The organism is Myxococcus sp. AB025B (assembly GCF_006518215.1).
Lineage (GTDB): Bacteria > Myxococcota > Myxococcia > Myxococcales > Myxococcaceae > Myxococcus > Myxococcus fulvus.
The window spans coordinates 1-21,216 of record NZ_SRLW01000172.1 but is presented as its reverse complement, the minus strand read 5'-3'; the positions used below and the strand labels follow the sequence as shown (position 1 = coordinate 21,216).

General features: G+C 69.3%; 15 protein-coding genes and 1 pseudogene. 9 read left to right on the top strand and 7 right to left on the bottom strand.

Annotated elements, in window-relative coordinates:
- Both FL311_RS26085 and FL311_RS26080 read left to right on the top strand, forming a co-directional pair.
- Positions 1-507 (top strand): hypothetical protein (locus FL311_RS26085; protein ID WP_228557081.1); only part of this gene is annotated, 507 nt, incomplete at its 5' end.
- 355 nt (positions 508-862) lie between these two features.
- Positions 863-2,527 (top strand): hypothetical protein, encoded by a 1,665-nt coding sequence (locus tag FL311_RS26080; protein ID WP_141329046.1) that lies wholly within the window; start codon positions 863-865, stop codon positions 2,525-2,527.
- Positions 2,528-2,590: 63 nt separating this feature from the next.
- On the opposite strand, the gene xdhB is transcribed toward FL311_RS26080, so the two are convergent.
- The 3 genes from xdhB to FL311_RS26065 all read right to left on the bottom strand — a co-directional run bounded on the left by xdhB (position 2,591) and on the right by FL311_RS26065 (position 8,229).
- Positions 2,591-6,403 carry a xanthine dehydrogenase molybdopterin binding subunit gene (xdhB, locus tag FL311_RS26075; RefSeq protein ID WP_228557080.1) on the bottom strand — a complete coding sequence of 1,271 codons (3,813 nt, stop codon included), beginning with the start codon at positions 6,401-6,403 and terminating at the stop codon, positions 2,591-2,593.
- A 5-nt stretch (positions 6,404-6,408) separates the two neighbouring features.
- A complete protein-coding gene (xdhC, locus tag FL311_RS26070; protein ID WP_141329043.1) occupies positions 6,409-7,242 on the bottom strand; it encodes a xanthine dehydrogenase accessory protein XdhC in 834 nt (277 codons plus the stop codon).
- 102 nt (positions 7,243-7,344) lie between these two features.
- Entirely contained in the window at positions 7,345-8,229 is an 885-nt protein-coding gene (locus FL311_RS26065; RefSeq protein ID WP_141329041.1) for a LysR family transcriptional regulator, read from the bottom strand.
- A 175-nt stretch (positions 8,230-8,404) separates the two neighbouring features.
- On the opposite strand from FL311_RS26065, the gene FL311_RS26060 reads away from it, so the two are divergent.
- On the top strand, positions 8,405-9,598 hold the full coding sequence (locus tag FL311_RS26060; RefSeq protein ID WP_141329039.1) for an MFS transporter: 1,194 nt from the start codon (positions 8,405-8,407) through the stop codon (positions 9,596-9,598).
- Between the two features lie 57 nt (positions 9,599-9,655).
- Here FL311_RS26060 and FL311_RS26055 read toward each other — a convergent pair whose 3' ends face one another.
- Positions 9,656-10,975 carry a DUF418 domain-containing protein gene (locus FL311_RS26055; RefSeq protein ID WP_141329037.1) on the bottom strand — a complete coding sequence of 440 codons (1,320 nt, stop codon included), beginning with the start codon at positions 10,973-10,975 and terminating at the stop codon, positions 9,656-9,658.
- 90 nt (positions 10,976-11,065) lie between these two features.
- The gene (gene nth, locus FL311_RS26050; protein ID WP_141329035.1) at positions 11,066-11,698 is read right to left on the bottom strand and encodes an endonuclease III; all 633 of its coding nucleotides are present in this window, start codon (positions 11,696-11,698) and stop codon (positions 11,066-11,068) included.
- A 157-nt stretch (positions 11,699-11,855) separates the two neighbouring features.
- On the opposite strand from nth, the gene FL311_RS26045 reads away from it, so the two are divergent.
- Positions 11,856-12,608, top strand: coding sequence for a double-CXXCG motif protein (locus tag FL311_RS26045; protein ID WP_194869367.1), 753 nt, complete (start codon positions 11,856-11,858; stop codon positions 12,606-12,608).
- A 3-nt stretch (positions 12,609-12,611) separates the two neighbouring features.
- Here the strand turns inward: FL311_RS26045 and FL311_RS26040 are convergent, their stop codons facing one another.
- Positions 12,612-13,505 (bottom strand): DUF1003 domain-containing protein, encoded by an 894-nt coding sequence (locus FL311_RS26040; protein ID WP_228557079.1) that lies wholly within the window; start codon positions 13,503-13,505, stop codon positions 12,612-12,614.
- A 286-nt stretch (positions 13,506-13,791) separates the two neighbouring features.
- On the opposite strand from FL311_RS26040, the gene FL311_RS26035 reads away from it, so the two are divergent.
- Complete coding sequence (locus FL311_RS26035) at positions 13,792-15,054, top strand: serpin family protein (protein WP_228557078.1); 1,263 nt, start codon at positions 13,792-13,794, stop codon at positions 15,052-15,054.
- A gap of 180 nt (positions 15,055-15,234) precedes the next feature.
- Positions 15,235-16,401, top strand: a complete 1,167-nt coding sequence (locus tag FL311_RS26030; RefSeq protein WP_141329029.1) for a serine/threonine-protein kinase — start codon at positions 15,235-15,237, stop codon at positions 16,399-16,401.
- Between the two features lie 20 nt (positions 16,402-16,421).
- Here FL311_RS26030 and FL311_RS26025 read toward each other — a convergent pair whose 3' ends face one another.
- Entirely contained in the window at positions 16,422-16,769 is a 348-nt protein-coding gene (locus FL311_RS26025; protein ID WP_141329027.1) for a helix-turn-helix domain-containing protein, read from the bottom strand.
- Between the two features lie 117 nt (positions 16,770-16,886).
- On the opposite strand from FL311_RS26025, the gene FL311_RS26020 reads away from it, so the two are divergent.
- From FL311_RS26020 to FL311_RS26010, 3 genes and pseudogenes are all read left to right on the top strand, one after another.
- Positions 16,887-18,785 carry a serine/threonine-protein kinase gene (locus tag FL311_RS26020; RefSeq protein ID WP_141329025.1) on the top strand — a complete coding sequence of 633 codons (1,899 nt, stop codon included), beginning with the start codon at positions 16,887-16,889 and terminating at the stop codon, positions 18,783-18,785.
- A gap of 73 nt (positions 18,786-18,858) precedes the next feature.
- Positions 18,859-19,779 carry a DUF2381 family protein gene (locus FL311_RS26015; RefSeq protein ID WP_141329050.1) on the top strand — a complete coding sequence of 307 codons (921 nt, stop codon included), beginning with the start codon at positions 18,859-18,861 and terminating at the stop codon, positions 19,777-19,779.
- A 575-nt stretch (positions 19,780-20,354) separates the two neighbouring features.
- A pseudogene (locus tag FL311_RS26010) lies at positions 20,355-21,216 on the top strand (hypothetical protein); the annotation flags it as partial.

Below are 21,216 nucleotides of genomic sequence, written 5' to 3'. Positions count from 1 at the left end.
GTGGGGGAGGGGGACGTGACGGAGGCGGCTCCGGGGCGGCTCAAGCGGGTGACATCGAAGCTGTTCTCGTACTGGGGATGGATGCGGATGCTCACGCGCGAGAACGAGTACGCGCGGCTGTTCAAGTACGTGCCGTTCCCGCGTCAGAAGTTGTTGGACCTGTTGATGGACTGGGATTCGTTGCCGGCGGTGGCGAACGTGCCGCTGGTGCGCGCGTGGCAGCGCGTGGTGCGGCGCGGGCAGCCGGTATTGGTGATGACGGCGGAGGGCAAGCTGCGCGACGTGTTCTTCGACCGCATCCACCGCTCGGCGCTGGCGGACCTGCCGCATCCGAACCTGTCGCGCGTCCGGCTGCGGGGCACCAATCACATCTTCACGACGGGCGGCGCCATCGAGGCGTGCGTGGCGGAACTGGCCCGCTGGGCGAGCGCGAGCTTCCCCGAGTCCACCGTGATGCCCGAGGGTGTTGACGCCGCGCGTCCGGGGCTGGAGCGGGTGGCTGGCTGAGATTGCCAGGCCATTTCCTGACGTCGGACAGGTGACCCGCGGATGAGCGGTCCGCGACCATCGCGCGGTGGTCCTTTCACCGCGCAAGGAGTGGGAGGCGAGAGGCCTCCTATTGCTTCAAGGTGATGGACGCCGCTGGCGAGTGGTCCTTCGAGACCTGTTGTCGGTACACCCATAGCCGGTGGCTGTGTCTCGCGCAGTCTCCTCCGCATCTGGTTGGAGGTGGACGCTTCGGTCTGCCGCGGCGACGCTGAGAGGGACGTCGATTTGAGCGAGGGGTGGCCCCTGCGCCATGCTCTGGATTCGCCCTGGCGGGATGCGCCGCCAGGGTGAACGGCGGCACGGGGGACATGCAATGAAAGACAATGAGCTGCTCGAGCCGCGCGCGGAGCCGACATCCCCTCCTGCTCCGGGAGGGCTGCGCGGCTGGTGGTCGCGGTGGCGCGCGGAGCGACGTGCGCCGAAGCGCGCCGCCCCGAAGAAGCCTGGGGTGGTCCGTCGCGGCTGGACGCAGCACGTGGCGGGTGTCGTGGACGTGGCGCTGGTCGTCCTCGCGCTCGCCATCGTCGCTGTGGCGGGTCAGCACGCCGCGGCGACGGCCCCGGACGTCCCGGGCGGGTGGCGGCTGCCGGTGTTCCTCATCCTGTTGCCGTTCGGTTTGACCTATACGTCGTTGCTCTCGGCGCGCTCGCGGCTGACGCGGACCCGGTTCGAATTGGCGCATCCTCCGGGCAACTACAGTCCGACGGACCAGCGCATCCTCTTGAGCGTCCAGAAGTCGTGGAGCTACGAGCGGCTGCTCTTCCGGGCCGCGCTGGGCAAGGTGGGGCTCCACGCTCAAATCTATGGGCTGGTCACCACGCTGACGCTGGGGCTCTCCTATCTCATCTGCTTCCCGCTCCCGAAGCCGACGGCAGAGGGATACACGATGGTTCCGCTGGTGGCCGTGGCCGCCGCGTCCGCCGCGACGGTGTCGTTCGCCATCCACTTCGGGCGCATCGTCGTGCGGCTGGCGAGCCAGGACTTCAACGCGCGGATGTACTCGTGGGCGACCCGCTCCATGCTGCTCTCGCTGTGCGCGACGGTGGTGGCGGCCATGTTCCTGACGCCCAAGGCGGGCTCCGAGGCGCCGCTGGTGCAGTGGTTCGACCGGGCGGTGCTCTTGGGAGCCACGGTGGCGGCGCTCGGAGACCAGGTGCTCGAGTTCGTCGTGGCCAAGGCCGCATCGCTGTTCGGCATCGCGGTGCGAAACCCCGCGGGCGTGGCGGACCTGGAGGAGATCGCCGGGCTCACCCGGGACGACGTGGCCCGGCTCGCGGAGGAGGGCATCGAGTCGACGCATGGGCTGGCCTATGTGCCCACGGCGCGGCTGTTCTTCTCGACCAATCACAGCCTCCAGCGACTGGTGGACTGGCAGGACCAGGCGCTGCTGCTCCAGTGGGTGGGCAGCGCGCGAGCGAAGTCACTCGCGGACCGGCTGCTGGTACGCGGGGCCATCGACCTGTGGGGCACGGTGGTGGCCCTGGACGCGGCCCCGGATGACGCACGTCGTGCCGCCCTGGCGCAGGCGCTGGGGATGGACGAGTCGCAGGTGTCGTCCATCGTGAAGCTGGTCGAGCACGACCAGGTGGTGCGGCGGCTCCACGCACATTACGTGTCCACCGCGTGGGTGAACCCGGGGACGGAGCCCGTGCCGGTGATCAACGTGTCGTTGATGAACGGCGTGGGGCCCGAGGATCTGGAGCGCATCGTCGCGAACGCGCTGGTGCAGCGGCCAGGGCTCAACGAGGCGGACGAGGCCCGGGTGCGCGCCGTCGTCGAGCAGGCGCTCCAGTCCGCCGCGGACAGCCGTCCAGGGCTCTTCGCGCGGCCGGAGTTCGGGCAGGTGATGACGGAGTGTCTGAAGGATGCGCTCGCGCAGCAGCCGCCCTCGGCGCCGGTGGACCTGGAGGCGCTCGCCCGGGTCCTCCAGGAGTCGGTGCGCACGGCTCCGGCGGACGTGCCGCCGACCCGGAGCTGAGCCCTCGTTCGCTCGACGCGCCGCTGTGGCCGCTCCAGGTTGGACATTGTCTTCAACGGTCCATCATGCGGCGACGCGTCCGTCCTCCGCCTTGTCTCGCGCCAGGCGCTTCTGGATGGCCAGGAACAGCGCCTCGTGCGTCGCGGGGGCGGCGAGCTCCACGTCTCCGCCCGGTGCACCGAACGCGCCCACGGCGTCGCGCAAGGCCTCGCGCACCGACAGCGCGAGCATCAGGGGCGGCTCGCCCACGGCCTTGCTGCCATGGATGGTGTTGTGCTGTGTCGCCCGCTCCAGCAGCTTCACCCGGAAGTCCACGGGCGCGTCGCTGAACGCCGGCACCGGGTACGTGCTGGCCGAGTGCGTGAGCAGCCGCCCCTTCGCGTCCCACCGCAGGTCCTCACCCGTGAGCCACCCCAGGCCCTGCACGAAGCCGCCCTCAATCTGCCCCCGGTCCACGCCCGGGTTGAGCGAGTCGCCCACGTCCTCGAGCACGTCCACCCGGAGCACCCGCTTCATGCCCGTCAGGCCGTCCACCTCCACCTCCGTCACCGCCGCGCCATACGCGAAGTAGAGGAACGGCTTCCCCTTGCCCTTCGCCTTGTCGTAGCCGATGCCCGGCGTCCGGTAGTACCCCGTCACGGACAGGCCCACGCGCGCCAGATACGCCGCGTCCACCACGGCCGCGAACGCCGCCGACACCTCGGGTGCGCCCTTCACGCCCACGCGGCCGCCCTCGAACACCAGCGACTCCGGCGCCACCCCGCGCCCGTGCTTCTCCGACAGGAGCTTCGCCGCCACCGGCGCCAGCCGCTCGCGGATGCTCACACACGCCTCGCGCACCGCCGCGCCGTTCAAGTCCGAGCCGCTCGACGCCGCCGTCGCGGACGTGTTGGGCACCTTGTCCGTCACCGTCTTCGCCAGCCGGACGGCGTCCGCGGGCAGGCCCAGCTCACGCATGGCCACGCCCTGAATCTTCGTGTGCAGGCCCTGGCCCATCTCCGTGCCGCCGTGCGACACCATCACCGAGCCATCCCGATACACGTGCACCAGCGCGCCCGCTTGATTCAGGAAGGTCGCGGTGAACGAGATGCCGAACTTCATCGGCGTCATCGCGAGCCCCCGCTTGATGCTCGGTGAGCTGGCGTTGAACGCGTCCACCTCCGCGCGCCGACGCGACAGCTCCGAGGACTCCTTCAGCTCACGCCACAGCCCCGGCAGCCGCTCGTCCTCCAGCTCCTGTCCGTAGTGCGTGGTGTTCGTCTCACCCGTGCCCCGGTAGAAGTTGCGCTCGCGCACGTCCTCCGCGGACAGTCCCACCGCGCGCGCCACCCTCGCGAGGACCTCCTCGCCCACCAGCATGCCCTGCGGACCGCCGAAGCCCCGGAACGCCGTGTTGGAGACCAGGTGTGTCTTCGCCACCCGCCCCGTGTAGCTCGTGGCCGGGATGTAATAGGCGTTGTCCAGGTGGAAGAGGGCGCGGTCCGTAATCGACTCGGACAAATCCAGCGACCAGCCGCCGTTCGATACCAGCACGACCTTCAGCGCCAGCAGCTTGCCCTGCTCGTCGAAGCCGACCTCGTACGTGGCATGGAAGGGGTGTCGCTTGCCCGTCACCACCATGTCCACGTCCCGGTCCAGCATCCATCGCACCGGTCGACCCGTGTGCCACGACGCCAGCGCCACCAGCGCCGCGGGCGCGTTGCCTTGTGTCTCCTTGCCGCCGAAGCCGCCACCCATGCGCGGCGACTGCACCACCACGCGGCTGCGCGGCAGGTGCAGCACGTGCGAAATCACCGCCTGCACCTCGGACGGATGCTGCGTGGAGGACACCACCGTGATGTCCCCGTCGTCGCCCTTCTCGGCGTAGGCCGCGTGCGTCTCCAGGTAGAAGTGCTCCTGGCCGCCAATCGACACGGTGCCGGACAGCCTGCGCGGGCTCGCCGCGAGCGCCGCGTCCACGTCACCCCGGCGGATGATGTGCGGCTCGGTGTGGTAGCTGCCCTGGGCGATGGCGTCCTCCACCGTGAGGACCGCGGGCAGGGGCTCGTACTCGACCACCACCTGACGCGCGGCCTCGCGGCATGCGTCCACCGACTCGCCCACCACGAGCGCGACAATCTGCCCGTGGAACAGCACCTCGTCCCTGGCGAGCAGCGGCTCGTCGTGGCGGATGGGCCCGGTGTCGTTCATCCCCGGGATGTCCTCGGCGAGCAGCACCGTCACCACGCCGGGCAGGGCCCGAGCGGCCGTCGCGTCCCGGCGCAGGATTCGCGCGTGCGCATGCGGCGAGCACACCGGCCACACCTCCAGCATCGGCCGAGACTGCGCCACGTCGTCCACGTACTTCGCCGCGCCCGTGACATGCCCCAGCGCGCTCTCGTGGCGCAGGACACGCGTGGCGTCCGTGGGCACCTCACCGTCACCTCCGACGAAGCCCGGCGCCGCGTCCAGCGAGGGGCTGCGCTCACCCGTGAAGAACTTCTCGAACAGGCTCACGATGAGCCCGCGTCGGTACTCCGCGCTCCCGCGCAAGTCGCTGATGGGGGACAGCTCCGCGCCGAGCACCGGCAGCACCTGGTCCACGGTCTCCCGCGTCCACGGCTTGCCGACCAGCAGCTCCTCGGTGCGACGCGCGCGAATCGGGGTCGCCGCGACGCCGCCGTAGCCCAGCCGCGCCGAGCGCACCACGCCGCCCGAATCCACGTCCACGCAGAAGCCCGCCGCGACGATGCTGATGTCCAGCTCGCGCCGCTTGGACACCTTGAAGGAATCCGAACGCCGCGTCAGCCCGCTGTCCGCCGAAGGGCCGTGGGGGATGACGATGGCGCGCACCACCTCGTCCAGCTGGAGCGCCGTCTTGCGGTACGCGAGGAAGAACTCCGACAGGGCCACCGTCCGCTTGCCTCGCACCGAGGCCAGCACCAGCCGCGCGTCCAGCGCGAGCAGCACGGGCGCCAGGTCGCCGATGGGCGACGCCGTCACCAGATTCCCGGAGAGCGTGGCCCGCTGGCGGATCTGCCGCGACGCGAAGACGTTGAGCATCTTCGTCACCTCGGGCAGCGCCGAGCCGAGCGCGTCCTCCAGGTCGACGAGTGTCGCCGCGCCGCCCACGTGCCATCCATCCGCCTCGCGACGGATGTCGCGCAGGCCCTCCACCGCCTCGGTGGAGATGAGGAAGGGGTAGCGCCTGGCCTCCTTGGTGATGTCCACGCCCAGCTCGGTGGCGCCCGCGACGAGCATCGCCTCCGGGTGCGCGGCCTTCAGCGCGAGCAGCTCCTCCCACGACGTGGGCCGCAGGAACTTCTGTCCCTTCGCCTCGTAGCTCACGGACGACAGGGCCGCCGCGGGACCGCCGAGCGGCGTGCCGGGAATCGCGGTCAACCCCACCGCGGCGTCGCGCGCGGCGAGCGCCTCCATCATCGCGTCGCGGATGGGCCGGTAACCGGTACAGCGGCAGATGTTCCCACAGAGCTGGTCCGCCACCGTCTCCGGAGTACAGACGGCCGGACGCGAGTACGCCTCCGCCATGGAGACGACGAAGCCCGGCGTGCAGAAGCCACATTGCGAGCCGTAGTGCTTCACCATGGCCTGCTGCACGGGGTGGGGCTTCTCCCTCGAGCCCACGCCCTCCACGGTGACGATTTCACGGCCGGCCACCATGGGGACCAGGGTGATGCAGGCGTTGAACGCGCGCAGGTTGCGGTGGCCCTGGGCATCGCGGTCCACCATGGCCACCGTGCACGCGCCGCAGTCGCCCTCGGCGCAGCCCTGCTTCGTCCCCGTGGCGCCCCGGGCGCGCAGGAAGTCGAGCAGCGTGGTGTTGGGGGACACGTCGTCGACGCGGACGACGCTCCCGTTGAGCCGGAACTCGAACATGGTGCTCATTCTCCAGACGAGACCCCGCGCAGGCGGGGCGGCTCCGAGACGGACGGCTCGGGGCGGGTTTCGACGAAAGGCTGGTGGTGGAGCTGGAGCAGGCCCGCGGCGATGCTCACCGCGACCTCCTGGGGCGACTTGCCGCCCAGCTCCAACCCCATGGGGCACTGCACCCGGCTCAAGAGGCTCGCGGGCACGCCGCGCGCCTCCAGCCGCTGCCGGAACCGCGCCCACTTGGTCTTGCTGCCGATGAGGCCCAGGTAGCGCGCGGGCTTCTCCAGCGCCGCCGCGACGATGTCCTGGTCCAGGTCATGCCGGTGCGTCATCACCGCGACATAGGTGCGCCTGGCGTCCCACGTGGCGCGGGCGAAGAAGTCCTCCCACGGCTCGTCGTGGCGCGTCACGGAAGGAGGGATGCGCTCGCCCTGGAGCCACTCGGGGCGCTCGTCCACCAGGTGCACCCGGAAGGGGGTGCCCTCCAGGATGCGACACACCGCCTGGCCCACGTGGCCGGCGCCGAACAGGTACAGCCGAGGCCCGTGGTTGACGGGCTCCACGAAGACGTCCACCACGCCTCCACAACACTGGCCGAGCTTCGCGCCCAGCGGGTAGCGGTACGTGCGGGACTCGCCGCGCTCCAGGCACCCGCGCGCGTCGGCGAGCACCAGCTGCTCCAGGTGTCCGCCGCCCACGGTGCCGTGGAACACGCCGTCCCCGCGCACCAGCAGCTTCGCGCCGGGCTCGGCGGGGGTGCTTCCCTGACACATTGTTACGGTGGCCACGGCGAAGGGCGCACCCTCGCGCGCCCACTCGCCCAACTGGCGGACCCAATCCCACATGGTCCCCCAGAGTCTGCCACACCCTGTGTCCGGCGGGGATGGGTCCGCGTGCATCCTGTGTGGAATGGATGGCGGCCCGGCGGGCGGGCGGGCCCGGAAGTCTCAGGTCTCGAACAGGTGCGCCGCCATGAAGTCCACGAACACCCGCAGCTTGGGGGACAGGTAGCGGCTGGAGGGCCACAGCACCCGGAACGTGCCCTGGTGGTGGAGGTGGCTGTCGAGCACCTTCACCAGGGTGCCCTGCGCGAACTGCCGGCGCAGGGCGAAGTCCGGCAGGCAGGTGATGCCCAGGCCCTGCTCGGCGAGGTGGATGAGCGGCTCGATGGTGCTCGCCACCACCGTGGTGGGCAGCTCCACCTCCTTCTTGCGGCCCTTGCGGAACGGCCAGCGCTCCAGCTTGCCGGTGGTGGCGAAGCGGTGGTGCAGACACGCGTGCTGCTTCAGGTCCTCGGGCCTGCGGGGTGTGCCCCGGCGCGCGAGATAGTCCGGCGAGGCGACGAGGACCAGCCGGAACGTCCCCAGCACCCGCGCCATCAGCCGTGAGTCGCTGATGCTTCCGCCGCGCACCACGCCGTCGAAGCCCTCGTCGATGACGTCGACGAGCCGGTCCGAGAAGTCCAGGTCCAGCTCGATGTCCGGATACGCGCGCATGAACGCGCTCAAGGTCGGCATCATCAACATGCCCACCAGGGGCATGCTGATGCGCAGCTTGCCGCGCGGGGCCTCCTGCGTGCGCGCGAGCTCCAGCTCCGCGGCCTCGATTTCACAGAAGATGCGCCGGCAGCGCTCCAGGAAGAGCGAGCCCTCCGGCGTCAGGGTGATGGTGCGCGTCGAGCGGTGGAAGAGCCTGACCGACAGCCGCTCCTCCAGCCGCGATACCGCCTTGCCGATGGCCGACGACGACACCCCGAGCTGTCGTCCCGCCACGGTGAAGCTGCGCGCCTCCGCCGCCTGAACGAAGGCCTGCAGTGAGCCGAGACTGTCCATCCACCGCGCTCCGATTCCGGACATCCATGTCCGATGTGTTCCGAACTCTAGCGTGATGGTCCGCGAGCCCGCCCGAAATTACCTTGCTCGCCAACACCTCACGGTCGACGCGCACGGGCCCACCTCGCCTCTTCGGCACGAGGGCCTCCGTGTATCGACCTCATCCCCACAGGCCATGACCTCCTCCTCACTCCCTGTCGATGCCACCGAACCCGCGCTCCCACTCGGAGGGCTCCTCGCGCTGGCGATGGCGGCCTTCATCACCGTGCTCACCGAGGCGCTCCCCGCGGGGCTGCTGCCCCGGATGAGCGTGGACCTGGGCGTCTCCGAGTCCCTGGCGGGACAGCTCGTCACGCTGTACGCGCTCGGCACGCTGCTGACGGCGATTCCCCTCACGGCGGCGACGCAGGGGTGGCGACGCAGGCCGTTGCTCCTCGGCGCCATCCTGGGCTTCGCCGTCGTGAACACCGTCACCGCCGTGTCCTCCAGCTTCGCGGTGACTCTGGCGGCGCGCTTCCTGGCGGGGGTGTTCGCGGGGCTGCTCTGGGCGCTCGTCGCCAGCTACGCGGCGCGCCTGGTGTCCGAGCGACAGAAGGGCCGGGCGATGGCCATCGCGATGGTGGGCATCCCGCTCGCGCTGTCCCTGGGGATTCCGGCGGGCACGTTCCTGGGTGCGGCGGTCGGCTGGCGCGTCACCTTCGGAATCATGAGTGGCCTGACGCTGGTGCTCGTGGGCTGGGTGCTCGCGCGCGTGCCGGACTTCCCCGGGCAGCCCGAGGACCAGCGGCTGTCTCTCACCCGCGTGTTCCTGATGCCCGGCATCCGCCCCGTGCTGTTCGTCACGCTGGCGTTCGTGCTCGCGCACAACGTGCTCTACACGTACATCGCCCCGTTCCTAGGGGCGGCGGGGATGGCGGGGGACATCGACGTGGTGCTGCTCGTCTTCGGCGTGGCGGCGCTTGCCTCCATCTGGGGCGTGGGCGTGCTCATCGACCGGTGGCTGCGCGAGCTGGTGCTGCTGAGCACGGCGCTCTTCATCGCGGTGGCGGGGGTGCTCGCGCTGACGAGCGGGCTTCCCGCCCTGGTCCACGCGGGCGTCGCCGTCTGGGGGCTGGCCTATGGCGGCGTGGCCACGCTCTTCCAGACGGCCTCGGCGAAGACGGCCGGGGAGGCGTCCGACGTCGCGCAGTCCATGGTCGTCACGGTGTGGAACATCGCCATCGCGGGAGGAGGGCTTGTGGGCGGCGTGCTGCTCGACACGCTGGGGACGCGCTCGTTCCCGTGGATGCTGGTGCTCCTCCTGGTGCCCACGCTGCTGGTGGCCTGGAGGGCGCGGGAGCACGGCTTCCCACCCGTGCCCCGGCGCTGAAGTCTGAACGCGCCCGCGAGGCTTCGTGTCACATGCCTCGCGGGCGGAATCAGGGGCTCAGGCAGCGACCGCCGCGCCAGTGGCCCCGGCGCTCTTGCGCATCGGCTGGGCCTTGCCGTACGTCAGCGAGCGCCACACCCACTCCATGGGCCCGAAGCGGAAGCGCGACAGCCACAGGTGGCTGAAGGCGATCTGCACGGCGAAGACGCCCAGGCAGTAGAGGATGCACAGGCTGGGAGCCAGCTTCCCGAACAGCCCCAGGCCGTAGCCGTAGAACACGAGCACGCTGATGACGGACTGGCTCAGGTAGTTCGTCAGCGCCATGCGGCCCACGGGCGCCAGCACCGACAGGACGCGCTGGAAGGTCGCACGCTGGAAGAGCAGGGTGATGGCCAGCACGTACGTCGCCGCGAAGCCCAGCTCGCCCATCGTCCGGATGGGCGTCATCGCGAACGGCAGCCACGCGGGCAGCGCGTCCGGGTCCAATATCTTCCGGATGACCAGCTGCTGCACCACGGCGCCCACGCCGCCGCCCACGACTCCCATCGCCAGCGCTCCGTAGAGCAACCGGCGGAAGAGGGGCAGGTGCTGGGCGGCGTCATGGAAGAGACGCCGGCGCCCCACGTAGAAGCCCAGGAGGAAGCGACCCAGGAGCCCCACCGAGTGGAGGACCATGATGTGCAGGAACTCGACCCGGTGGAACGTCGCGCCCGCCTTGACGACATCCCACCAGCTCCCGTCCGTGAAGCTGGGGAACAGGGCGACCTTCAGCGCCGCCGAACGTTCGCTCTGCGCCTTCGCCAGCGCGGCGGCGGCCTCGGGGGTGGCGGCGAGCAGCTGCGGGAGCTTGAGGACGAAGGTGGTGAGCAGCGGGCCCACCACCAGCAGCGCTATCGCCCATCCCAGAATCGTGCGGTCGTCCCGCTTCCGGAACAACAACAGCCAGAAGCCGAGCAGCGCGTAGTTGCTCAGGATGTCTCCGTACCAGATGAGGTACAGGTGGCTGAGCCCCAAGGCCAGCATCACCACGAGCCGGCGGATGTAGAGCCGGGTGATGTCCGAGCCCCGGGCGTCCGCGCGCCCCAGCTGCACCGCGAAGCCCAGGCCGAACAGGAACGAGAAGATGGTGATGAACCGGCCGCCCACCAGGATGCCGAAGGCCGGCATGATGAGGCGGTCGATGAGCGAGCCTTGGGTGAACTGCGCCTCGAGCTGCTCCTTGGGGAGGAACGCCCGACCGCTGAACCACATGAAGGTGTTGGAGATGAACACGCCGCAGAGCGCGAAGCCTCGCAGCGTGTCGAGCAACGCCAGGCGCTCGCCTGAGTCTACCGGGCGGGCGTCGGTGGGGGTGGCCGACGAAGGAGCAGGGGTCATGTCTTGCGTAGATACGCTCGAACCCCCGTTTCATTGTCTGTATTCCGTGCTTGCGGCGGATACGGCGCTGACCCGGCAAGCCGGGTGGGCCTATACGCCGATGCGTGGGCAGATGTCCTTCACGATGCACGTCTCGCATCTGGGATTCTTGGCCGTGCAGGTGTAGCGGCCGTGCAGGACGGTGGCGGGGCCGAAGAAGGTCCAGGTGTCCTGGGGGACGAGCTTCATCAGGTCCTGCTCAATCGCCTCGGGCTTGTCGTGCTTCGTCAGGCCCAGGCGCTGGCTGACGCGGGCGACGTGGGTGTCGACGATGATGCCGGAGGGGAGGTCGAACGCGGTGTTGAGCACCACGTTGGCCGTCTTCCGGGCCACGCCGGGGAGCTTCACCAGCGCTTCCACGGTGCGGGGCACCTCGCCGCCGAACTGCTCCAGGAGCGCCCGGCTCATGGCCTGCACGGATTTGGTCTTCTGCTTGTAGAAGCCGGTGGGCTTGAGGTCCTCCTCCAGTTGGGCGGTGTCCGCGTCGGCGAAGGCCTGGGGGCCGGGGTACTTGGGGAAGACGGTGGCGGTGACGCGGTTGACGCGCTCGTCGGTGCACTGGGCCGCGAGGATGGTGGCGACGAGCAGCTCGAAGGGGGTGGACCAGTCAAGCTCGTAGCGTGCGTCGGGGTGCTGCTCGCGCAGGCGCTCGAGGAGGAGGGCGGCTTTCTCGGCGGGTTTCATGGGGTGTGTGAGCGCCACCCTACCTGAGGCATCTGACATCCGGGGCTTGGATTCGCGTTTTCCCCAACGGCATTGTCCGGGGGCAGTCCATGGGAGTGCGTGGGTAGTGGGACTGGCAGCAGCTCACTGCGAACCTGCAATTGTCGAAGGACTAGAGATGCGCTTCTTCCGACTCGACCCTATCGATGATGCGGCGGCCACCCAGTGGCGATGGTCGCTGGACGCGAAGCGTCGTTGGGGGCTTCCCGGAACGGAGTGTCCCCGGTGCCACGCCGGGCCGATGACCATCGCGCTCAACTACCCGAGCGTCGATTTGTCCGGGCTTCCCGAGGAGCGGGCGTACCGAAAGGCCCGGTTCGTGCCTTGGGACGAATATGCGCCGTTGAGGGACCGAATCCTGCCGCTCCTCCCACCGGGCGCTGTCGTACGCCCCGGGATGGGAATGGGGCCGTTGGAGGGGCGAGTCCGCGGCCGTCCGGCGCCCCTGTCGATGGATGCTCCGTGGAATCTGTACGCCCAACCCACTGGCGTGGAGCGGCTCCTCTCGGCGAACCTACGCGGCATCAAGCCCGTGCCGACGGCGACGAAGACTCCTCGCGACGTGCCGCCGCTGCTCGAGTTCGAGCTTCAGGTGGGCGGCGACTACGTCCCCGAGTGTCGTCCGCTGCCGATGGGCGAGTCGTGCCCGGTGTGTGGTACCCAGCCACGGTCGGCCCCATCGATTGATGAGGAATGGCTCGATGCCGATTCGATGCCGGTAGAGGATGTCTTCCGGTTTCGCTGGAACCCCGCCGTGACTCTCGCGAGCGAGCGCTTCGTCGAAGTGCTTCGCGGCCTGGGTGACACAGGCATCCGAGTGGCGGAAGTGGTGGTGGGCAGGCCAGCAGGGGCTGGCGTCGTCTCGACTTGAGCTTCAGTCTGGCCTTCTCCGAGCCGCCTCAGCCGTTGAAGGAGCGCGGGGGGCGGGGGTGGAGCGCCCGCGCTCCACGGCGTCCAGGCGGGCCATGGTCTGCGCGTACAGGTGGTCCAGCTTGGTGTGTAGGTGTGTCACTTCCAGGCCGGCGCGGATGTTGGCCTCGTACTCGACGTCCGAGCGGATGCGGTCCTTGGCGGCCTGACGGCTCTGGCTGATGAGGACGAAGCAGGACAGGAAGATGGCCTCCAGGCTGACCACCATGGTGAGCAGGCCGAAGGGGAACGGGTCGAACGCGTGGAACCCGGGGATGAAGTCCAGGTTGATGGAGATCCACACCGCGAACCAGGCGGCGTGCAGCAGCATGAAGGTGAACGTGCCGCTGAAGGCAGAGAGGCCGTCCGCGAGCCGCTGGATGGGGGTGAGCCGCTCTTCCACGGTCTCGTTGGGGCTGAGGGTGGGGCGGCTGTGGAGCATCTTGTCCGCCTCGCGCAGGCGCCGGCCGATGGCGGTGAGGACGTCCATGGCGCTGGAGGGGTGGCGTTGGAAGAGCAGTTGGAGGTCGGCGCGGTCGACCTTGAGGGCGTGGGTGTCCTGGATGGCGCGGGCGTCGGCGCTGCGCGGGTCTCCGTCGAGCAGGGACAGCTCCCCGAAGAAGTCACCGCGGCGGGCGGTCTCGAAGACGATGACCTGGCCGGTGGTGTCCTCGACCGATATCTGCACCTCGCCGGCGCTGACGATGTAGATGGCGCCGCCGGGGTCTCCGCGGGAGAAGACCTTCTCTCCGGCGGAAAGGCGGACCTCTTCGAGCTGGGCGGCGAGCAGCTCGCGCTCCTCGTCGTCGAGGGCGGCGAAGAGGGGGACTTCCTTGAGCAGGGCGACGTCGGCGGGCATGACGCGGAGGTCCTCGCGGAAGGGATGCCCCCGCACGCTGGCACCTTCCGGGCCCGCCGCCCAGCGTCCCCGTGTCATGGGGATGTCGAGCCCCGGGCCCGTGACGGGGCGCTGGTGAAAAGGCGGGGCGGGTCCTCGGAAATCCGAGGGCAGGCGGGAAGGGGACAAGGCCAAACATCTGAAGTTCCAGGCCCGTGGCATGTGCATGGCCCTTGCTTTCGGAGGCGAACCTTCTTGCTCCCGAAAGGTCTGGTTCATGGCTTCATCGACGTCGCTGAAAGCTTTCATGTTCGCGGTGGTGTGGGGACTGGCGGGCTGCCATTCCGACGAGCAATCCCCGGCCGAGCGGGAGCCGCCTCCACCGGGGGCGCTCGTCGCCTCGGAGAAGGAGCGGGTGAGGTCTCCCTCCGTCTCCGACACGGACTTCGCCGCGCTGGTCGCCGGCAACACCGACTTCGGCGTGGCGCTCTACCGTCGGCTCGCCGAGCCTGGAGAGAACGCCGCCGTGTCTCCCCTCAGCATCACCCGGGCCTTCAGCCTGGTGTATGCCGGAGCACGCGGCGAAACCCAGGCGCAGATGGCACGGACGCTGGGCTTCACGCTGCCCTCTGAGCAGCTGCACCCGGCGCTCAATCGGCTGGACCTGGCGCTCCAGGAGCAGGTGGGGCAGGCCCATGGCGACAAGGGGCCGGCGCCGACGCTCCGCGCGGTGAATGCCCTCTGGGGACAGCAGGGCTATCGCTTCGAGCCCGCCTACCTGGACGTGCTCGCCGAGCACCACGGCGCGGGCTTGCGCACGGTGGACTTCGCCGCGGACCCGGACGGCGTGCGCCGCGCCATCAACGACTGGGTCTCCGGCGTGACGGCTGACCGCATCCAGGACCTGATTCCCCAGGGAGAGGTGCGCGCCGACACGCGGCTGGTCCTGGCCAATGCCCTCCACTTCAAGGGGGCCTGGCGTACGCCGTTCCCTGCCCAGGCCACGAGCCCGAAGACCTTCCATGGCCTGACGGGTGGCACGACGCAGGTCCCGATGATGCACACCTCGTGGTCGTTCCCCTTCGCGCGTGGAGAGGGCTATGACGCGATCGCGCTTCCCTATGTGGGCCGCGCCTTTCGCATGCTCGTCATCGTCCCCGACGCGGGGCGCTTCCAGGAGGTGGAGCAGCGCCTGTCCGCCGCGTTCCTGGACACCGTGCGAGCGAACCTGAGCGAGCGGCACATGCTGCTGCGCTTTCCTCGCTTCGAGGTGCGGCAGTCAGCCGCCCTGGTGGATGCGCTGCGCTCCCTGGGAATGGAGGATGCCTTCTCCGACCGCGCGGATCTGTCTGGCATCACGAGTGAGGAGCGGCTGATGCTCACTGGCGCGCAACATCAGGCCTTCATCGCCGTGGACGAGGCGGGCACCGAGGCCGCCGCCGCGACCGCCGTCGAGTTCGGGCCCGTGTCGCTTCCTCCCGAAGTCCACGTGGACCGCCCGTTCGTGTTCGTCATCGAGGAGGTGGCGACGAAGAGCGTGCTCTTCCTGGGTCGGGTCGTGAGCCCTTGAGGCGACGAAGTGAGAGAACCTGGCTGTGATGTCGAGGGAGTTCCAGGCGGGCTTCCCAGGAATGGAGGGCCATGTTATCTCCCAGGTCAAGTCGACTAGACCTTGATGCCGGCGCGCTCCGGTGACGGAGAGGCTCGTTGACCGTGAGCCCAAGCCCTGCGGTCAGGAGGATTCAGCGCCATGTCGAAGCGTCCGGGAGATGAATCGACGACGGAGGAGCTGCCCTCCAGTTTCCCCGTCGGAGCCGAACACGGCGCGTCGCGCATCCACTTCGAAGTGGAGGGCGTGCGCTACGAAGGCGTGAGGGAGCTGGAGGTGCGGCCGAATGGGGAGCGGCTCCTCGTGGTGGAGCGGCGCGTGGGGGATGGGAGCCTTCCAGGACCCTGCCTGGTCCGTCAGCTCGCCAATCCCTCCTCGTTCCTCCAAAGACAGAGGCTGTACGAAGAGGTGCAGTTGGCTTTCCGCCTCAGCCACCCCAACATCGCGCAAGTCTTCCATGTGCAGACGGATGAGGTGGCGGACGCGGCCTACGCCGTCATGGAGTACGTGGCGGGACCTTCACTGGAGACGCTGGTGTGCGCCGCCCTGGTGCGGGGCCAACCCCTGTCGGTGGGCTTTGGCTTGTACGTCGGGGTGGAGGTGGCGGACGCGCTGCACCATGCCCATACGTTGACCTCCGACACGGGGGCTCCCCTGGGAATCATCCACCGCGACGTGAGTCTTCGGCACATCGCCCTGGGCCTTCACGGAGAGGTGAAGGTGCTGGACTTCGGGGCTGCGTACTCGCTGCTGGTGGGGCGCGAGGAGTCGCCGGAGAGCCTGTTGAGAGGGGATGTGGCGTATTCCAGTCCCGAATACCTGCGCAAGGACCCGCTGACGCCGCGCTCCGACATCTTCAGCTTGGGCGTGATGCTGGTGGAGGTCCTCACGGGCAAGCACCTGTTCGAGGTGCGGGACGTCCCGGTGGTGGCGAAGCAGACGCGGCTGCGCACGGAGGCGCCCCCCTCGCTGCCGCTGGCGCAGATGCAGGCCCTCATGGAGACGTTCGGCCCGGACGTCGTCGAGGATGCGGTTGCGACCCTCGGCGACGACCTGAAGGCGGTGCTGCACACCGCGCTGCGGGTCAACCCCCAGGAGCGCTTCGCGACGGCGGCGGACCTGCGGGATGCGCTGCGAGGCGTCGCCCACACCCGGCTCCCCCAGCCCTATGGCCGCGCGGAGGCCGCCAGGGAGGCGGCGCAGGTCGTGTCCGCGGGCGGGCAGCTGCGTGACCAGGTGGAGTTCGGCGAGGCCGGCCTCTACCCGGCGGGGTTGGAGCGACACGAGCTGGGGCTCGGGAAGGAGTAGGCCGCTCGGCCTGCGTCGCTTCAGCGGGCGAACTCCGTGGCGACGCGGAGGAGGGCGTCCAGCTGGCCCGCGTCGAGCTTCCTCGCGACGAAGATGAGCCGGCGCAAGGTGGTGTCGTCCTCCGGCCGGGGCCGCGCCGCACGGGACGAGGACTCGGTGAGGCCCAGCAGGTCCTCCGGGGAGACCATCAGCTCGACGCAGAGCTTCTTCATCGTCTCGACGCTGGGAATCATGTGCCCGCGTTCGATCCGGCTGTAGACGACGGAGTTCAGCCCCACGCGCTCCGCGACCTGGACCTGGGTCAGGCTCATCTGCTCCCGCGCGAGTCGGACGATGGAGCCGAGGTGGATGGCAAGCTGTTGGTTCATGGGTACAGGAGAGTATACCTGAGTCGCGGGTCGTGACGTCGGCCGGCGCCAGTGAGGGTGTCGCATGCGCGGGGTCGCGGTCCTGCTGTCCGACAGTGTCGCCGCGAGGATGTCTCCGTGAGGGTCGAAGGCCCTCCGGCTGTGCTGTCCCCGGGTGACGTGGTGCAGGGCTACACGGTGGTGCGGCAACTGGACCGGGGCGGCTTCGGCACCGTGTACCTCGCGATGAACGACGGACAGGCCTGCGCGCTGAAGCTGGTGGAGCGGCGGCGCGTGGAGGGGCGGGTCGAGAAGGAGGTCTCCATCCTCTTGCGCCTGAGACATCCCAACGTGGTGGGGCTTCGCGGCTTCTCCTACTGGCGCGCGGGGGAGCGTGACTTCGCCCTCATCGCCATGGAGTACGTGGAGGGGCGGAAGCTGGGCGAGTGGGTGCGGGTGGAGAACCCCTCGGCGCGGCGGGTGGCGGAGGTGACGCTGGATGTGGCGCGCGCGCTCGAGGCCTCGCACGCGGCGGGAGTGGTGCACCGGGACGTGAAGGACGCCAACGTCATGGTGCGCGGCGCGGATGGACTGGCGGTGCTGGTGGACTACGGCATCGGGGACTACAGGGGCGCTCCTGGCGTCACCCAATCCCTGTTGCCGCCCGGGACGCTGGAGTACCGGCCGCCGGAGGCCTGGCGCTTCTGGAAGCAGCACCTGGGGCAGCCGTCGAGCGCGCGCTACGTGTCTGCTCCGTCGGACGACATGTGGGCGCTGGGTATCGTCCTCTATCGACTCCTCACGGCGAGGTGGCCCTTCGACTCGGGGAGCGACGCGGAGTACGTCGAGGGCGTCATGGGCAGGTCGCCTGTGCCCCCGCATCTCGTCAACCGCTTCGTCCCGGAGCCGTTGGGCGTGCTGTGCATGCGGCTGTTGGAGAAGGAGCCTTCCGCGCGATCCGACGCGAGCGCGGCGTGTGCGGCCCTGGAGGCGTTCCTGTCCGGAGCGGACGGTGAGGCCTGGCGCACCCCCTTGTTCGAGGCGGAGGGCCCGAACGCGGCCACCACGGAGAATGAGGGCAAGGTGGATGGGTTCGCGCGGTGGGCGAGGCGCCCCTTGCGCAACCTGCGCCGTGGCAGGGGGCTCGGGCCGGAGCTGCTGGAGGAGGTCGTGCCCGTGGAGGCGCGGCCGCCGAGCCTGGTGCTCGAGGCTGGGGCGGAGGCCGCACCCGTGGCGGAGTCCCCGAGGGCGGAGCCGGTGGCGCCCGTCGTCGAGGTGGCGCGGAGGCCGTTCCTCTCCCGGCCGAGGATGGGGCGCGGGCTGGGGGTGGCACTGCTGGCCGCCGCCCTGGCGGCGGGAGGACTCCTCTCGCAGCGGGCACCCCAGTCTCCGGCCCTCTCCGTCCCAGGCCAAGAAGTAGCGGCGCCTGCAAAGAAACCACAAGCTGCCCCGGCCGCAGCTCCCACCGGGCCGGAGGCAACACCTGCGGCCGTCGCGCCTTCCGCGATGATGACCGAGGTGACTGCCGCCGTGACCACGCCCAAGAGTGACACCCCTTCCTCCTCGCCAGCGCCCGCCAGGAAGGTCACGAAGAGCGCTGGCGTGGCCCTTTCGGTGACGGCCCTCTGCACGACGCTCGCGTGCTCCGGGGCGCAGGTGCGCCCTGCTCCGGAGCCCGAGCCGTGCCCGGAAGGCGCTGTGGAGGGGATGCGGAAGCTGGGCATGAAGATTGGGGGAATGAGTGAGGGGGCGAGCTTCCTCCGCGGAGAGCAAAAGTTCGTTACGGTGAGGGAAGGGCCTGCACAGATCATCCTGGGCTCGGACATGGCCACACTGTCTGGGCGGATCTTCGTGGCCGACCGCGTCTATGTCCGACTCACGCGAGCGCGTTTTCGCGGAGAGAGCTTCCCGGTGTGCCTGGAAGGGGAGGACACCTCGGGAAACCTCGGACTGGCGCTCAAGGAAGGAGGAGGGGATTCGGGAAAGGCTCGCGTGTACTCTGGGTTCTATGTCCGTGCGGTGAGTGAGTTTGAATGAAGTGTCGCTGGTGGGCGGACGCTCGTGGGTCGCCAGCGGTGTCGCTGCTGGCTGGGTCGAGGAGAAACGTCGCGTGCATCATTCAGTGTCGGCCGTGCTGCTTTTCCTCTTCCTCGCAGGAGAAGGGGCGGCGCTGGCGCAGTCGCCCTCATCCCCCGTGGGACTCAGCGTTCGCCGAATCGAACTGGTCTCGGATGATGCGCAGCCAGCGATTGAAGTGGCGGTGAGCCCTGGGCTCTCGACGGTGTTCCTCTTTGACTCGGAAGTGAACCGAGAAGGACTGACGCTCGAGGGGCGCGAGCGCTTCGCGATGCTGGACGCTGGGCTCAGCACATTGCGCCTGGTCCCATCCGAGAAGATCTCGGCGGGAGAACGGCTCAAGTTGACGGTCCGCTTCCAGGATGGAGCAGCCCCTGTGAGTGCGACGTTCGTCTTGGTCGCACATCCTGCGAGGTCGGAGGCGCATGTCGAGGTCTATCGACGCAAGCGGCGAGTCGAGACGTACCAGGAGGAAGTCCGGCAGGCGCGACTCGAGGCTGAGAAGTGCAGAGAGGAGAATGAGCACTTGCGCGCGGCGCGAAATACACCCGATGGGTTGACGGGTCTCATCTCGACAGGAGTCCTCGGCCGACGAAGCGTTGAATTCCGCGATGTGACCGATGGTGTTCCCCTGGGCCCTGGAGGAGCAGCAGACAAGCACTCTGTATATGCGTACCGAACTGCCCGCAGGGTGGCTGTCGTGGTTGCTCTCATGTCACGACGGGACGCCCAGCCGTGGGCCGCAGTGGGGGCGATGCTCAGGGGCAAGGGCAACGAGGAATTGAAGGTGCTCCAAGTATGGCAGTCCGGCCCCTTGGCCGCGGGTTCGGCGCTCCAGCGAGTGGTCGTAGAGGCCGAGGCTGCAGAGGAGACTCCGCAGGGGCGCTTTACGCTCACGCTCTGGGATGCGGACATGCGGCGCACCGTCACCCTGAGCAACATCACCTTTCCGTAGCCGGCGAAGGCTGCCGCCAGGACAGCACGGATTTCCTCGTTCGGCCTTGTGCGGAATGCCGTTTCCAGGTTCAATCGACTAGACAAATAGGTCTAGTTCGCTTCGACGAGCCCTGGAGGACGACGTGTTCCCCACTGTGATGGAGTGCCTTCGCGCGACTGCGCGCTTCCCAGGTGGCCACGGAGCGCGTCCGGAGGGCGGCGCGCTGGATCCGCCTTCCTGATTCTTCACGAAGCACTCGTTGGGCGCGCTCCGCGCGCGGAGGCCTTCGGTACCGCCCGGTGAGGCGCGTGCTGACGGTCGTCGTGCGCCCAGTCGCCGTCCGCGCTTCGTCGGGCTGCATGCCTGACGCCCGCTGAGGACCCGGTCCTCGGCCATCCCATCCGTACGTCTGGAGTCATGCACGGAGCCAGGTCTTCCTGGCGCCGCGACGTGACACGTCTGTCCATGGCAGGGCCCGGCTGCCTGCTCATGACTCCTGCAATGTCATCCATCCATCCACCCTCGGCCCGGCGCCCTGTCGGACCGGACGGGGGGACCTCTGCCCTCGCTTGGGGGCTTCTCAGGAGATGTCGATGTTCATGCGCTGGGCCGTCGTGTTGCTGTGGGTGTTCCCCGGAGCGGTGTGGGCAGAGGAACTGGCCGTGCCCGAGGACCCCGTCGCGCGGGATGAGGACCTCGTCTTCCTCGAGCCGGACGTGGACGAGTTGCTCGAGCCTGTCGTTGAAGACGACGAGGCCGGACAGGAGGAGGACTCGGGCTCCGGCTGGGCGAGCAGGCTGAGCCTGGAGACCACGACGTGGATGTTGCTGCCCCGGAGAGGTGCAGGGTCGGCGGAGGGCTTCCTTCAGGTCCACCCACGACTGGAGGTCGTCAATCCAGGCCTGCTCCAGCTCGAGCTGGGCGCTTCAGTGCGACTGGGCCTGTGGGGCGGAGCGGCGGGCGCCAGCCTGGTGCGGAAGGAGGACTGGGACGAGCTCTCCGACTGGGGCCAGGTGGTGCAGACCCTGATGGTGGGAGGCGACGCGCCGAACTTCGTGTGGGTGGGCACGCTGAAGTCTTACACGCTGCTGTCCGGGCACCTGGTGCGCCGCTACAACAACCGGGGCAACCCCGACTACAACCCAGCCGGCGCGGTGGTGACGGGGATGCTGAGGCCTTTCTACGTGGAGGCCTTCGCCTCGGACATTCTGGGCGCGCGCCTGATGGGAGCGGAAGTCGTCCTGGACGTGCGGCACATCCTCTTGGGCCGCCAGCCGTACCCCATGAAGTACGCCCTGTCGTTCTCCGCGGTGCATGACTGGGGCGAGGCGGGAGGGACGTCGGAGCCGCTGACGCTGGCCCACCTCGACGGGACAGCCATCCTCGTGAGCCACCGCCAGGGGCCAAGGGGCTTCGAGCTGCAGGCGAACGTGGGCTGGGGCGGGCGCCCCGGAG

Coding starts and splice junctions, on each gene's coding strand:
- FL311_RS26080 (WP_141329046.1), top strand. CDS start 863: ATGAAAGACAATGAGCTGCTCGAGCCGCGCGCGGAGCCGACATCCCCT.
- xdhB (WP_228557080.1), bottom strand. CDS start 6,403: ATGTTCGAGTTCCGGCTCAACGGGAGCGTCGTCCGCGTCGACGACGTG.
- xdhC (WP_141329043.1), bottom strand. CDS start 7,242: ATGTGGGATTGGGTCCGCCAGTTGGGCGAGTGGGCGCGCGAGGGTGCG.
- FL311_RS26065 (WP_141329041.1), bottom strand. CDS start 8,229: ATGGACAGTCTCGGCTCACTGCAGGCCTTCGTTCAGGCGGCGGAGGCG.
- FL311_RS26060 (WP_141329039.1), top strand. CDS start 8,405: ATGACCTCCTCCTCACTCCCTGTCGATGCCACCGAACCCGCGCTCCCA.
- FL311_RS26055 (WP_141329037.1), bottom strand. CDS start 10,975: ATGACCCCTGCTCCTTCGTCGGCCACCCCCACCGACGCCCGCCCGGTA.
- nth (WP_141329035.1), bottom strand. CDS start 11,698: ATGAAACCCGCCGAGAAAGCCGCCCTCCTCCTCGAGCGCCTGCGCGAG.
- FL311_RS26045 (WP_194869367.1), top strand. CDS start 11,856: ATGCGCTTCTTCCGACTCGACCCTATCGATGATGCGGCGGCCACCCAG.
- FL311_RS26040 (WP_228557079.1), bottom strand. CDS start 13,505: ATGCCCGCCGACGTCGCCCTGCTCAAGGAAGTCCCCCTCTTCGCCGCC.
- FL311_RS26035 (WP_228557078.1), top strand. CDS start 13,792: ATGTTCGCGGTGGTGTGGGGACTGGCGGGCTGCCATTCCGACGAGCAA.
- FL311_RS26030 (WP_141329029.1), top strand. CDS start 15,235: ATGTCGAAGCGTCCGGGAGATGAATCGACGACGGAGGAGCTGCCCTCC.
- FL311_RS26025 (WP_141329027.1), bottom strand. CDS start 16,769: ATGAACCAACAGCTTGCCATCCACCTCGGCTCCATCGTCCGACTCGCG.